The organism is Algoriphagus halophilus, assembly GCF_900129785.1.
GTDB lineage: Bacteria > Bacteroidota > Bacteroidia > Cytophagales > Cyclobacteriaceae > Algoriphagus > Algoriphagus halophilus.
This window is the reverse complement of the sequence record NZ_FSRC01000001.1, coordinates 547,260-561,713: the sequence shown is the minus strand read 5'-3', so window position 1 is coordinate 561,713 and position 14,454 is coordinate 547,260. Positions and strand designations below refer to the sequence as shown.

Annotated in this window: 14 protein-coding genes; 12 read left to right on the top strand and 2 right to left on the bottom strand. The window is 41.2% G+C overall.

From position 1 onward, the window contains the following. On the bottom strand, positions 1–555 hold the full coding sequence (locus BUR11_RS02360) for a DUF2911 domain-containing protein (protein WP_074223219.1): 555 nt from the start codon (positions 553–555) through the stop codon (positions 1–3). A 349-nt stretch (positions 556–904) separates the two neighbouring features. On the opposite strand from BUR11_RS02360, the gene BUR11_RS02355 reads away from it, so the two are divergent. From BUR11_RS02355 to BUR11_RS02330, 6 genes are all read left to right on the top strand, one after another. After that, positions 905–1,417 carry an OsmC family protein gene (locus BUR11_RS02355; RefSeq protein WP_074223218.1) on the top strand — a complete coding sequence of 171 codons (513 nt, stop codon included), beginning with the start codon at positions 905–907 and terminating at the stop codon, positions 1,415–1,417. A gap of 9 nt (positions 1,418–1,426) precedes the next feature. Further along, positions 1,427–2,254, top strand: a complete 828-nt coding sequence (locus BUR11_RS02350; RefSeq protein ID WP_074223217.1) for a class I SAM-dependent methyltransferase — start codon at positions 1,427–1,429, stop codon at positions 2,252–2,254. Between the two features lie 147 nt (positions 2,255–2,401). Further along, positions 2,402–3,358, top strand: a complete 957-nt coding sequence (locus BUR11_RS02345; RefSeq protein ID WP_074223216.1) for an NAD(P)-dependent alcohol dehydrogenase — start codon at positions 2,402–2,404, stop codon at positions 3,356–3,358. A gap of 40 nt (positions 3,359–3,398) precedes the next feature. Beyond that, the gene (locus tag BUR11_RS02340; protein ID WP_200800379.1) at positions 3,399–4,724 is read left to right on the top strand and encodes an ADP-ribosylglycohydrolase family protein; all 1,326 of its coding nucleotides are present in this window, start codon (positions 3,399–3,401) and stop codon (positions 4,722–4,724) included. Between the two features lie 115 nt (positions 4,725–4,839). Beyond that, positions 4,840–5,646, top strand: a complete 807-nt coding sequence (locus BUR11_RS02335; RefSeq protein ID WP_074223215.1) for a metallophosphoesterase family protein — start codon at positions 4,840–4,842, stop codon at positions 5,644–5,646. Positions 5,647–5,680: 34 nt separating this feature from the next. Continuing rightward, the gene (locus tag BUR11_RS02330; RefSeq protein WP_074223214.1) at positions 5,681–6,016 is read left to right on the top strand and encodes a HopJ type III effector protein; all 336 of its coding nucleotides are present in this window, start codon (positions 5,681–5,683) and stop codon (positions 6,014–6,016) included. 97 nt (positions 6,017–6,113) lie between these two features. On the opposite strand, the gene BUR11_RS02325 is transcribed toward BUR11_RS02330, so the two are convergent. After that, a complete protein-coding gene (locus BUR11_RS02325) occupies positions 6,114–6,650 on the bottom strand; it encodes a pyridoxamine 5'-phosphate oxidase family protein (protein ID WP_074223213.1) in 537 nt (178 codons plus the stop codon). Between the two features lie 246 nt (positions 6,651–6,896). Here BUR11_RS02325 and BUR11_RS02320 point away from each other — a divergent pair, with 246 nt between their 5' ends. The 6 genes from BUR11_RS02320 (at position 6,897) to BUR11_RS02295 (ending at position 14,449) form a co-directional block, all read left to right on the top strand. Further along, on the top strand, positions 6,897–9,134 hold the full coding sequence (locus BUR11_RS02320; protein WP_074223212.1) for an FdhF/YdeP family oxidoreductase: 2,238 nt from the start codon (positions 6,897–6,899) through the stop codon (positions 9,132–9,134). A gap of 54 nt (positions 9,135–9,188) precedes the next feature. Continuing rightward, positions 9,189–9,923 (top strand): peptidylprolyl isomerase, encoded by a 735-nt coding sequence (locus tag BUR11_RS02315; protein ID WP_084560843.1) that lies wholly within the window; start codon positions 9,189–9,191, stop codon positions 9,921–9,923. Between the two features lie 102 nt (positions 9,924–10,025). After that, on the top strand, positions 10,026–11,615 hold the full coding sequence (locus tag BUR11_RS02310) for a sulfatase (RefSeq protein ID WP_074223210.1): 1,590 nt from the start codon (positions 10,026–10,028) through the stop codon (positions 11,613–11,615). Between the two features lie 49 nt (positions 11,616–11,664). Then, positions 11,665–12,597: an aldo/keto reductase gene (locus tag BUR11_RS02305; protein WP_074223209.1), complete on the top strand. Its 933-nt coding sequence runs from the start codon at positions 11,665–11,667 to the stop codon at positions 12,595–12,597. A gap of 12 nt (positions 12,598–12,609) precedes the next feature. Further along, positions 12,610–13,641: a zinc-binding alcohol dehydrogenase family protein gene (locus BUR11_RS02300; protein ID WP_074223208.1), complete on the top strand. Its 1,032-nt coding sequence runs from the start codon at positions 12,610–12,612 to the stop codon at positions 13,639–13,641. Beyond that, complete coding sequence (locus BUR11_RS02295; RefSeq protein WP_074223207.1) at positions 13,634–14,449, top strand: sugar phosphate isomerase/epimerase family protein; 816 nt, start codon at positions 13,634–13,636, stop codon at positions 14,447–14,449. The genes BUR11_RS02300 and BUR11_RS02295 overlap by 8 nt, the downstream gene beginning before the upstream one ends. Positions 14,450–14,454 lie beyond the last annotated feature (5 nt).

Genomic DNA, 14,454 nt, shown 5'->3' with positions numbered 1-14,454 from the left:
TCAGTAGGAAATCGGTAGTTCTACTATGGTCTGATCCCATCCCATTCTCATGACTGCTTTGTTATTCCCTAAATCTTCAAAACGAATTGAGAAAGATTCGACCACTTGTTCACTGCTTTTGGATGGAACGGTAAAGCGGAAAACATCTTTACTTTCATCATAGCTGAATGCTCCCCAATAATCCAAATCTGAATTCAAAATGATGGTCCATTCATTCTCTCCTGGAATTGCAAACATGGAATAGGTGCCAGCAGAAAGTGATTTGCCTCCCAAAGTCAAATCTTGAAAAGCTTTAAATTCCACCGCTTCATTCGCTCCAAGTCTCCATACTTTACCAAAAGGTACTATTCCTCCGAATACTACTCGTTCGGCTTTATTCGGTCTACTGTAGTAAGCTTTAGCGATCGCCTTTTCACCAGGCTTTCGATCATGAGCAAAGTTGTCTGGCAAATAGGCTACGTCCATTGGACTTTTATCGGGGCCTCTAAATGACTGTGCGTCGGATACAGATGCGATCCCTATAAGGAGTAAAATGGAAAGAATTAGGTTTTTCATCGATTCAATTTTATTTGGTTAAGAATAGTACCCAATATTAAAACAAAAAACAGTGAGAAAATGGATTCTATCTGACAAAACCCATTTTACCTAAAAACTCTAACTCATTGATTTTTGGAAGCTTAGATAAATATAGATAACTTCAATAAGAATTATCTGAACAGCTTTTTTAAGTTTTGACGCTTGGGTTTTTGAAGGATTGTATTGCTCTATTCAAGCAGGCATTATTACCACTACCAAGGAAACTCAATCATGGCAGCATCTCCTGGCTTTAAGGCTCCATCAAGTCAAGGGATGATTAGTTCATAAAAACTAGAGGTTCTTTTTTAAAATTTTTAAACTCAAGATTATGGAAGAGCAAGAGTTGATTAAAAATAAATTTATCAGGACCCAAAAGGCGCTAAGTCTTAAACCCGCTTTAGGATTGGGAACCGGAGTATCGGTATCACGAATCACTAGAGGTCTATCCTGTGAAATCCGTGAAGGTGATTACGTATATCATACAGATATGCCAAGTCAAGTGGGCGGAACTGAAACAGGTCCAACTCCAGGGGTTTTAGGAAGAGCTGCCCTGGGAAGTTGTCTCGCCATTGGGTATATGATGTGGGCCTCTAGAATGGATGTTCCAATTGATAGTCTAGAAGTTCATATTTCTGCAAGCTATGACGACGGAGGATTGTTTGATACGTCTGATTCTCCTCCCGGGTATGGTGTGGTAGAATATTTAGTAAAAGTGAAAAGTCCAGCCAGTAAAGAGGAAGTGGAACAGGTACTAGACCAAGGAGATAAACACAGCCCCTATCTAGATGTGTTTTCAAGAGCGCAACATTGTATTAGAAAAGTAGAATTTGAAACTAATTAACCCACTGTCATGCATCCTGACTTACAACGAAGAGTTCAAAGATACGGCTGGGACAAAGCCTCTGCTTACTATGAGGAGAGTTGGCAAAAGCAACTGAAGCCGGCTCATGATTTATTATTGGAAACAGCCCAAGTTCAACCTGGGGAAAGTATTCTGGATATTGCAGCGGGAACTGGATTAATCACATTTCGCTTAGCCGAATTGACCGGAGATGGAGGTTGTATTCTCGCTACCGATATTTCAGATGAAATGGTAAAAATCGGCTCCCAAAGAGCAAAAGCGAAAGGCTACCCTCATGTTGGTTTTAAAAGAATGGATGCCGAGAATCTGGATGTAGAAGATTCCTCATTTGACCTAGTTACCTGCGCCTTGGGGATCATGTATTTTCCTGACCCAGACCTAGCTTTAAAAGAGATGTATAGAGTATTAAAACCAGGAGGAAGGGCAGTAGTGGCTATTTGGGGGTCAAGAAAAAAATGTGGTTGGGCAGAAATATTCCCTATTGTAGATGCAAGAGTCAGTTCAGATGTTTGCCCCATGTTTTTCAGTTTGGGAGAACAGGATGTAATCAAATTCCCCTTTGCAAAAGCTGGTTTTACCAATATCAACATCCAAAAAATTGAAGTAAACCTACCCTACTCCAGTGATGAGGAGGCTTGCCAAGCATCTTTTATGGGCGGACCGGTAGCAATGGCCTATTCACGATTTGATGAACAGACCAAAGAAGAAGCACAAAAAGAATACATCGAGTCTATTCAGCCCTACAAAACAGCTACTGGCTATGATATACCTGGAGAATTTGTCGTGGCTATCGGAATAAAACCTCCTTCTGATTGAAATCCTTCAGATCAAGTTCATCAAAAGGCTCCGGATACTAGACTTCATTTTGTTCCCATTTTTGGATTAATTCAAATATTATTTGTTTTTTGAACCTTTTAAGGCTTTTTCAGGAAGCCGATTATTTTTCATTTCAACGGCATATATGTGAAAGCAGCAGTTAGGCGTCAGTATGGAAATCAAGATTCTATTACCATAGAAAACTTTCCAAACCCTATCCCCAAAGAGGATGAATTATTGATTCGAGTAAAGGCAAGCACCGTAAATAGAACAGATTGTGCCAACCTTACTGGTAAGCCCTTTATCATGAAATTGATGCTTGGCTTTTCCAAACCCAGAAAAATCATTTTGGGGACTGACTTTGCAGGAGAAGTGATGCAAACAGGCAGCCGGGTAAAATCCTTTAATCCTGGTGACCGGGTGTTCGGTTTTTTTGACATGGGATTGGGGTCTCAAGCAGAGCAGGTATGTGTCAAAGAAGATTTGGTCTACTCCATTCCTGAAAACATCGATTTTCCTTTAGCAGCTGCGTCCTTGGAGGGAGCTCATTATGCCTACTCCTTTATCCACTATGTGACGATTCAACCTGGTCAATCGATGCTGATCAATGGGGCCACTGGAGCAATTGGTTCTGCATTAGTGCAGTTTGCAAGAATGTTTGACATTAACATCACCGCCACTTGCAATACCAAGAATATTGATTTAATCAAATCCCTCGGAGCTGATCAAATTATCGATTTTACCAAGGAGGATTTTACCCAAACTACCGAGAAATATGATTTTGTTTTTGACACGGTCGGTAAAAGCACCTTTGGTGCCTGTAAACCCATACTAAAAGAAAATGGCATTTACATTTCTTCTGAATTGGGAACTAATTCCCAAAATGTACTTTTCGCTCTTGCCACAAAATTCAGTAAGAATAAAAAAGTCATCTTCCCTATCCCCTTTAGTTTGAAGAAAACCATTCCTTATATGATCGATTTATTGGAAAAAGGAAAATTCAAACCGGTTATTGACCAAAACTTCACTTTGGGTGAAATATCAGAAGCATATCAATATGTGCTTTCTGGCCAGAAAACAGGAAATGTGATCATTCACTATTAGGACATTTCGTATTGACCAAAACTTGCCCATCTTAACTCCTATGAAACTCAGCCAACGCTTTTGGAATCCATTCCTGATCGCTTCTCTGATCATTTTCATGTCCTGTAATGAAAATAAAAAAGTAGAAAAACAGTCGAATCAACTTGTCCTCTCTACATCTAAATACCAAGATCAACTCTATGGTTTTTGGTTGGGAGAATGCATTGCCAACTGGACGGGCTTAGTGACCGAAATGGATAAAATCGGGAATATAGGAACCATAAAAACAGGAGATTTTTACACTAGAAATGATTGGGGCCAGCCCGACCAACCTAGTATTTGGGCAGAAGGGATCCCAAGTGATTTATCTCCGACCATTGACTTCGTATTTGCTGATGAAGGCGAAATATGGGGATCCGATGACGATACGGATATTGAATATCTATATCAATACCTTTTAGATCAACACCAGACCTCTTTCCTTTCTGGAGAACAAATAAGAGCAGGTTGGTTGAATCATATCAAATCAGAGGAAGAGAATTACTTGTGGGTATCCAATCAAAAAGCCTTCGATTTGATGCAAGAAGGTGTTATTCCCCCACAAACCAGTGATCCGGAATTGAATGAGCATTTTGAGATGATTGACGCTCAATTGACCACTGAAATCTTTGGTTTATTTGCTCCTGGACGGCCGGATATTGCCAGGAAAATGGCAGAATTACCCATCCAGACCACTGCTAGAAATGAAGCCGCTTGGATATCTGATTTTTATGTGACCATGTATTCTCTAGCTTCCCTTGAAGATACCTCGATGAGTAGGAAAGACCGGGTGTTTTGGATGGCAGAAGAAGCAAAACATGTCCTGCCTGAATCTTCGTATCCCTCCCAAATGTATGACTTTGTGAAATCAAAATACGAGTCGGGAATTCCTTGGGAGCAAGCGAGGGATTCTGTCTACTTCAGGTACCAAGTTGATCAATTGGACGGGTATGACATTACTTCCAGAAACCTATATTGCAATGGTTGTTTTGCTGCAGGAATAAACTTTGCGTCGAGCTTAGTCAGTTTATTCTACGGAGAAGGCGATATAATTGAGACGATTAAAATTGGGGCATTGGCAGGTTGGGATTCTGATAATCCCACCGCTACTTGGGGAGGTATGCTTGGTTTTATGATTGGAAAAGATGGGATCGAAAAAGCATTTGGAAGGACCTTTTCTAATCAATTTAATATCCATCGAACGCGAATCAATTTTCCCAATGGGGGAATTGATACCTTTGAAAACATGGCAAAAACCGGCGTATCCATTACTGAACGAGTGATTTTGAATGAAATGAATGGTAAAGTTGACACGCAAGAAAATACTTGGATTATTCCTTTAAAGTAGCTTTTCCCAACTTCTACATCCCCCTGTGTTGAACATTTAACAGGTAATTAATCTTAAACTCCGCCTCAAAATCAATTTCTTTTAAGAAATTAAGGAGTCCAAAGTCGAACCCACTATGCAAAGACGTCCATTTCTTCAGAAACTCACCTTATTTTCAACGGCGGTTTTATCTATTCCTCTGGATAGCTTAAGTAAAACCATTCAAAATGAGCCTAAGAAATTACGGTTTATTGTCGCTTCTGACGGGCATTTCGGTCAACCAAATACGGATTACATCCAAACCCATTCTGTATTGATGGAATCCATCAACCAAGAGGAACAAGTAGATTTTGTGGTGTTTAATGGGGACTTGGTTCATGACGACCCCAATTTTTTACCCCAGGTAAAAATGTATTATGACTCCCTAAAGTCCCCTTATTATGTAACTCGTGGAAATCATGATCGCGTAGCAAATGGTGAATGGGAAAATATTTGGGGTTATCAAGAAAATCACTCCTTTCAAACTAAAGATGGTTCAGTGGTGATTTTACTAAACTGTTCAAATCAAGCTGGAGAATACCTTTGCGGAGATGTAACTTATTTGAAATCAAAATTAGAGGAGTATAGGACGCTTTCTCATGTCTTTGTTTTCATCCATATATCACAAAATGACTGGACAAGACATGGGGTAAAATGTGATGAGTTGCTTGAAACAATTAGCAACTACTCAAATGTCAAAGCCGTATTTCATGGGCATGATCATGATGTGGATGGAATCATGATCAATCGGGGAAAACCATATCTTTGGGATGGTCATTTTGGAGGAAGCTGGGGCAACCCTTTCCATACCTATCGTGTAGTTGAAATTTTGGAAGATGGAAAAACCATCACCTACCTCAAAACCGTGAAAGACGGCATGGTCTTAAATGGTCATTCACTCTGATCCACTATTCAATAAACTCCAATTTATTTACTGAATGTCTGTACTAGAAAAAATTCAACACGAACCTCAGAACATCAATTTTCAGGAAGTAATCCAATACATTGACGAACATTATCAGTTCACTCCTACCCGATTCCAAAATGGATCTTTACTCAATGAATCCAACCAAAATAATGGGTCATGTAAAATCTTTTCTTTTGCGCAATTGATGGACTTAAATCCCTCACAAACACTTCAATTATTTGGTGACTATTACCGAATTGATGTCTTAAAAAATCAAGAAGGGGTTAACCATCCAAATATCCGGAATTTCATAAAAACAGGTTGGGAAGGTATCTCTTTTGAAGGAGAGGCATTAACTCCCTTATAAAAAAAAGATCCGAAAACTTCCGGATCCTTTCACAATTCAAAAACCTATTAACTTATGCGCATTCCGCACTTCTGGGATGCTGTTTCCCTGAAGATTTTTACACATCCAATTCTCCTTCTACCCCTACTTTCATGGGTTTACCTGTCACCAGGCCGAAGAGCATTTTGGCTCCTGCCAAACCTGCGCCATGCTTGGTATCCCAGTAATGTCCGGCTTCCGGAGTAAATTGAATGATTGAAATTCTTGGATCGTCTTTGCCTTGGGGAAACCAATTTTTGGCGATTCCGTCCCAAAGTTCATGAATCATTTTTTTATCCTGGGAAATTTTTGCCGTACCCCTGAGCTCTAAAAATTCCATGGAACTGGTTTTTTGAAAGAAGAGTCTTGCTTTTGGATTATTGTTTATTTCGGCATTTTTAGCACTTTCTATAGAACTTAGAAACCAAAGCGTTCCATCCTCATCCGATTTTTGAATACTCATCGGTCTTGCGGATTGGTTTTCGTCAAATGATACTTCAGTTTGAAAAAAACATAAGCCTGAAGAATCTACCAGCTCTCGGATTTTACTCACCGCAGCCTTCCCACTAAGATTTTCCACATTTCTTTGTTTTGTTTCTTTTGTTGAAGTTTCCATATTATTTGTTTCATCTAATTCACCTAACTAGTTGCAAACCTCACTCCAAACAACGATAAAATACACGGAATAGAATACAAACACCTGACAAACAGCCGTTTAAACAAATTCAATAACAATTAACCTGTCAATCCAACTAGGGTGCCTTCAAACTATTTTGTCAATACTTACCCAATGTGAGGTAAAAACTTCCAACAGGATCATTCCTTGATTTATCGTATTTTTAAACAATCCTTGAAGAGTTGTATGAAAACAGGAAAACCGGCAAATTCGGCTGCAGGCCCTAAAGCAGTATATCATGCTATGAGCAAAGCTTTTGAAGCTATGAAGCTAGGCAAGACCTTTAAAATTTTGGGCGATTTAAATCAAAAAGGAGGAATTGACTGCCCTGGATGTGCATGGCCAGACCCTTCACATCGATCAAAACTTGGTGAATACTGTGAAAATGGAGTGAAAGCCATCGCAGAAGAAGCGATGGATGCTAATGCGGATGCAGCATTTTTTGCGCGTCATTCCATTGAAATGATGCGGGATCAAACGGATTACTGGTTGGGGCATCAAGGAAGGTTGACCCAACCGATGAGGATCAAAAAAGGCGAAGCTCATTATTCACCAGTTTCCTGGAATGAGCTATTTGATACCATTGCTTCGAAACTCTGCGGCTTGGCATCGCCCAATGATGGAATCTTTTATACTTCAGGGAGAACCAGCAACGAGGCAGCATTTCTTTACCAACTTTTCGTGCGAATTTTTGGAACGAACAACATGCCAGATTGCTCCAATATGTGCCATGAATCCAGCGGGATAGCCTTAAGCCATACTTTGGGAATAGGAAAGGGTTCGGTAAAACTGGAAGATTTTTACCAGTCGGAACTGATCTTGATAGTTGGACAAAACCCCGGGACGAACCATCCAAGAATGCTTTCAGCTCTAAAAAAAGCGAAAAGCCATGGTGCGAAAATAGTGGTCATCAATCCACTCAAGGAAGCAGGTCTTATCAGCTTTGAAGACCCTCAATCTGTTGCTGGAATGCTCGGTATTGGAAGCTCAATTGCTGACCTATACCTGCAAATTAGAATCAATGAGGATGTAGCCCTATTTCAAGCCCTTTCATTAAAACTTTTGGAATTGTCCAAAGATCGTCCAAACATCATCGATTCAGCATTTATAAATGAAAAAACAGATGGGTTTCAAGCCTTTAAATCCCACTTGGAAACTCAGGATTTCCAACAATTGATCGAGCGAACAGGCCTTCCAATGGATCAAATTGAACAATTAATCCAGCTCTTGACCGAACGCCATCAAATCATCGCCTGCTGGGCCATGGGACTAACACAACATGTCAATGCCGTGGATAATATCCAGGAAATTGTAAACCTGTTGTTGTTGAAGGGCAGTATTGGGAAACCCGGGGCTGGCACTTGCCCTGTCCGGGGTCATAGCAATGTGCAGGGGGATCGCACCATGGGAATCTGGGAGCGACCCAGTAAAGAGTTTCTAGACAGCTTGGCCTCTACGTTTAATTTTGAACCACCAAGAGCACATGGAGTAGATGTGGTAGCTGCAATACAATTAATGCACGAAGAGCCTGGAAAAGTGTTCATGGCCATGGGAGGAAATTTACTTTCGGCAGCCCCGGATACTGCTTATACCAAAACAGCGCTGGAAAATTGTGGCATGACGATTCATGTTTCCACCAAATTGAACCGTTCACACCTTTACCCTGGAGATATTGGTTTTATCCTTCCTTGTTTGGGTAGAACTGATATTATCCAGGAGCAATCTGGAATCCAGAAATTGACGGTTGAAAACTCCATGGGAATGGTGCACAGTACTCAGGGGAATCAAAAGCCTAGGTCGGAACATTTGCTTAGTGAGCCCCATATCATTTCGCAAATCGCTTCCCGAACGGTGGGAAATAAAATAGTCAACTGGGATTCGCTGATCCAGGACTATGATCAAATCCGTGAATTAATCGGTAAGTCAGTGAAAGGATTCGAGTCCTTTAATGAGAAATTGAAAAACAATGCCGTTTTCGAACTTCCCAATGGCCCTAGAAAAGGAACGTTCACGAATGACATTGGTAAGGCTCGGTTTACTGTTAATTCATTGCCCGATTACCATCTGGAGGAAGATGAACTGATGATGATGACCATACGGAGTCATGATCAATTCAATACCACGATTTACGGGATGGATGATCGGTATCGGGGTATTTATGGCATCCGCATGGTGGTCCTGATGAATAAATCCGACATTGCTGCATTGGCACTAGACCTTCAGAAACCTGTTACATTGTATAATACCTACGGGCAGAAGACCCGGAAAGTAGAGGGATTGACCATTATTCCTTATAACATTCCCAGAAGATGTATTGCCACCTATTTTCCAGAATGCAATGAATTGGTTCCTCTTCAACTCAAAGCGCGAAAAAGTAATACGCCTGCCAGTAAATCCGTCAAAGTAAAAATCAGTCAGGCTTAAGCTTTCACAAATTAATTATCATATTTATTGATCAATTTAACATCAATCACCTCTATGAAATCCCCTTTTGTTGCTTTTCTGGCACTACTTCTTTTTTCAATCTCAGCTTGCCAATCCAGTAGAAACACTGTGAAGCTTTCATCTGAAGAAAAATCAAAAATCAAGGACTTTCAATCGCTCATTCCCAAAAAAGACAGCTTGTATCATGTTCTTATCGCGACTTCGAAAGGTGATATGATGGTCAAGCTTTACAATGAAACACCAGTCCATAGAGATAACTTTATTCAAAAAGTAAAAGAGGGGTATTATGATAGTTTAGAATTTCATCGGGTCATCAATGATTTTATGATCCAGGGAGGGAGACCTAATCCCACCCCTGACGGAAGTCCCCAACCCTATTCCAAAGAATTAATTCCCGCTGAGTTTCGAACAGATCAACACATTTATCATAGAAGGGGTGCATTGGCAGCTGCTAGAACAAATAACCCTGAAAAAGCCAGTAGTAGCACCCAGTTTTATATCGTTCAAAGGAAACCCTATACTCTGCCCCAATTAGAAGAGCATGCAGAAGAGAGGGAACTGACTTTAAATGACTTCCAAAAAGAATTATACACTTCTATTGGCGGTACACCCCATTTAGATGGTGCTTATACAGTATATGGAGAGTTGGAAAATGGCTTTGATGTGCTGGATAAAATTGCCTCCACTACCACTGATGAAAAGGATCAACCTACTACAGCCATCCGCATGAAAATGTACCTACTTAACCAGCCAAAACAGCTTAAATAAAGAATTCCATAGCTTGTTTTTCTTTCAAAAATTTTAACTAGAGGAAAATAATTTTTCTTTCAACCCTATTTAAGCTTAATTTGATCCAGATAATTTCCTGACATGAAACTATTAAAACCCATCACTTTACTCCTTTGTGGTTTTCTGCTTTTCTCTTGTTCCAAAGAACCCAAAGCACCTTCAGAACCTAACTTTCTCTTTATTCTGGTAGATGATTTAGGGTACAATGATGTGGGGTTTATGGGTAGTGAATTTTATGAGACTCCTCATCTCGACAGGCTCGCCTCCAAGGGAATGGTGTTCACCAATGGATACGCCAATAGTGCAGTTTGTAGTCCCTCCAGGGCAAGTTTAATGACTGGAAAATTCACTGCTGTGCATGGAATTACTGATTGGATTGGGGCTCCGGCAGGAGAGGAATGGAGAAGCTATAACCGTTATTCAAAATTACTTCCCGCGGATTATGAACACCAGCTTTCAAAAGAAATGACCACGCTTCCTGAAGCATTAAAAGAAGCTGGATACCATACGTTTTTTGCCGGTAAGTGGCACTTGGGCTCTGCTGAGGAGAAGTCATTGCCTACCGATCATGGCTTTGACATCAACAAAGGAGGTTACCATGTAGGAGGCCCTTACTCCGGAGGTTACTTTTCTCCCTTCGACAATCCATTGATGGAGGATGCCCCGGAAGAAAAGGGAATGAGCCTTTCTATGAAACTGGCCAAAGAAACCAACTTGTATATAGAACAACATCAGAAAGATAAATTTCTGGCTTACCTCTCTTTTTATGCGGTACATGCTCCTATCCAAACCTCTGAGGAAAAGTGGGCGAGATATCGGGACAAAGCAGAAGCCATGGGGATTGATTCTATAGGCTTTGAAATGGAAAGGGTCCTTCCTGCAAGAAAATACCAGGACAACCCAGTGTATGCAGGACTGATAGAGCAAATGGATGAATCAGTAGGATCCGTAGTCGCCAAATTAGAAGAATTAGGATTGGCAGAAAACACTATTATCGTATTTACTTCCGACAATGGAGGAGTGGTTTCCGGAGATAATTACTCCACCAATTTAGATCCTTTGCGAGGAGGAAAAGGATACCAATGGGAAGGTGGTATACGTATTCCTTACCTGGTATACGTTCCTTGGCTTCAAAACAATGGCTCCAAAAATGACACCCCCGTTACCGGAGTGGATTTCTTGCCTACCCTGTTGGATTATGCAGGTGTCAGTCAAATACCAGAAGGACTTGATGGCACTAGTCTTCGACCTCTTCTTGAAGGGGGAACGTTGCAAGAGCGTGCTCTATATTGGCATTACCCACATTATGGCAACCAAGGTGGAGAACCTAATTCTACCATCAGAAAAGGAGATTGGAAGTTAATCCATTACTGGGAAGATGGTCATAAAGAATTGTATCATCTTAAAAATGACCTAAGCGAGGAACAGAATGTATTAGGCGAAAATCCTGAGATCGCCGAGACATTATCTCAACAATTACTAGATTGGCTCCATGAGAGAAATGCCAATTTTGCCAAGCCTGACCCACTTTACAATCCAGATTCAGCGGCCATGGTAGCAGAACGTTATAGGACAACCTTAATTCAACGATTGGAAGATCAGAGAAAAGCCATGCTTTCCAAAGATTTTCAGCCGAATAAAGATTGGTGGGGCAGTAAAACCATTGACTAAAAAAAATCTATTTATATCAATCACACTTTTTCAATCAACCCAACATCACATGAAGTACCGTAAACTTGGAAATACCGATATGGAGGTTTCTATTCTAGGTTTTGGAGCCTCTCCCCTAGGAAATGTTTTTGATGAATGCACCGAAAAAGACGGAGTGGAAACCGTTCATTATGCCATAGACCATGGGGTTAACTTCTTTGACGTATCTCCTTTTTATGGGCTCACTTTAGCAGAAAAGAGGCTGGGAACAGCCTTAAAAGGAAAAAGGAACGAAGTTTATCTGGCTACCAAATGTGGTAGATATGGACTTCAGGATTTCGACTTCTCCAAAAACAGGATTCTAAAAAGTATCGATGAATCCCTAACCAGATTAAAAACAGATTATGTAGACCTGTTGCAGCTGCATGACATAGAGTTTGTCGATAAGCGGCAAATTTTGGAAGAAGCCATGCCTGCCATTGAAGAAATCAAAGCTAGCGGAAAAGCCAGGTACATTGGAATCACCGGGCTACCTGTGCGGTACTTGGCCCAAATCGCCAGGGAAGTGGAAGTGGACACGGTTTTATCTTGGGCACACTACAATCTCTTGGAAGATGAAATAAACGATGAGTTGGTCCCCCTTTCAAAAGAAAAAGGATTTGGCTTGATGAATGCAGCTCCTTTGATGCAACGAATACTTTCTGACGCCCCACTTCCTGAATGGCATCGATCCCCTGAGGAGGTAAAAGCCATGCAGCCCATTTTATTGGAATTATGCGCCAAATACGGGGTTCGCTTGAGTGATGTAGCCCTGAGGTATGCCATGGATCATCCTGATATTGCGACTACCATTGTAGGAATGAATCGCCTACCCCTTATCCAACAAAATGTAGCTGCCGTAGATTTTAACATCCCAAGTCAATTGCTAGAGGAAATCACACAGCTTTTGGCTCCGGTAAAAAACAAAATGTGGTTTGAAGGAAACCCAGAAAACAACCTATAAATACCTATTAGCATGAAAGCATTAGTCATTACAGAAGTTGGAAAAACAGAAGTTCAAGAAGTAGAAAAACCACGTGTGGGAGCAGGGGAAGTGTTAGTGCGGGTAGGAATGGTTGGATTTTGTGGCGGAGACTTGAACAGTTTCAGAGGGCTTTTTCCCTTGCAGGAATACCCAAATATTTTAGGACATGAAGTTGGTGGCACTATAGAGGAAATCGGACCAGGAGTACCTCCTGAAATCAAAGTAGGCACCAATGTCACGATCTATCCTTATCAAAACTGTGGAACTTGTAAAGCATGTAGAAAAGGCAGGCCTAACTCCTGTAAAACCAATAAAACCATGGGGGTAAGACGTCCGGGCGCGATGACCAGGTACATTTCCGTGCCTTATCAAGACACTTTTCCTTCAGAAAAATTATCCCTTCGGGAACTTGCTTTGGCAGAACCTCTGACTGTGGGCTTCCATGCAGCAGAAAGGGGAAGAATTTCTGAAGAGGATATAGTCGCTGTACTGGGTTGCGGCATTGTGGGAATGGGAGCGATTGCTTCGGCAGTGGAAAGAGGAGCCCAAGTGATAGCAGTAGATCTGGACGATAATAAATTGGAGATCGCCAAGAAAATTGGAGTCGCCCACACCATCAATCCAAGTAAAGAAGACCTACACGAAGCCCTTCAAAAGTATTCGAATAATGATGGCCCAGATGTCATCATTGAGGCGGTGGGAAGCCCCTCTACCTATAGAGCTGCCGTAGAAGAAGTAGCCTTTACCGGAAGAGTGGTCTGCATCGGATATGCAAAAAAGGATGTGGATTTTAACACCTCCTTATTTGTTCAAAAAGAAATCGAAATCCTTGGTTCCAGAAATTGTTTGGGTGACTTCCCTAGGGTCATTCGATACCTGGAAGAGGGAAAGTTTCCAGTTGATGAGGTCATCAGTAAAGTGGTTACCATAGACGAAGCCCCTCAAACCATGATAGACTGGGATGCAAATCCCGTTGGCATTACCAAAATTATGATTGACTTTGACCGAGAATACCATGATTAAATCTTGCGCAACAATCGCTCTTGTACCTGAAATCAATTATGGTCCCTGGATTTTTTGGAAGGATCTGGAAAAAGGGATGGAGAAAGCTGCTGAACTAGGCTTTGATGCCATTGAGTTATTTACTCCTACCTCTACTACTGTAGAATTTGATTTCTTACACGAGTTACTGACCAAGTATCAATTAGAGTTAGCAGCGGTAGGTACCGGAGCCGGAAAAGTCATCCATGGGCTAACACTTACCGACCCGGATCCGGAGATTCGAAAAAAAGCAATTTCCTTTATTTCTGATATGATTGCCTTTGGGGCAACATTTGGCGCTCCTGCGATCATAGGTTCCATGCAAGGAAATGTCCTTCCGGGCAATGACCGAAACCAGACTTTATCCTGGTTAGCGGAGGGATTGGAAATTCTGGGAGAAAAGGCAGGAGAGCAGCATACATTTTTGATTTACGAGCCGCTCAACCGCTACGAAACCAATTTATTGAATACGATGAAAGCAGGGGTGGAATTTCTGGGAAAATTGGAAACGAAACAGGTAAAGCTCCTTGCTGATCTATTCCATATGAATATCGAGGAAGCGGATATTCCTAAAAGCATACTCGAAGCAAATGGACACATTGGCCATATTCACTTTGCTGATAGCAACAGAAAACCAATTGGCTTGGGACATACGGAAATGGCCCCTATCGCAAAAGCAATCAAGGATATCCAATACTCAGGGTTTATTTCAGCAGAAGCATTCCCTGAACCAAGCCCTGATGAGGCTGCCATTCAAACTATTCAGTCATTTAGAAAATTTTTCAGTTAACAACA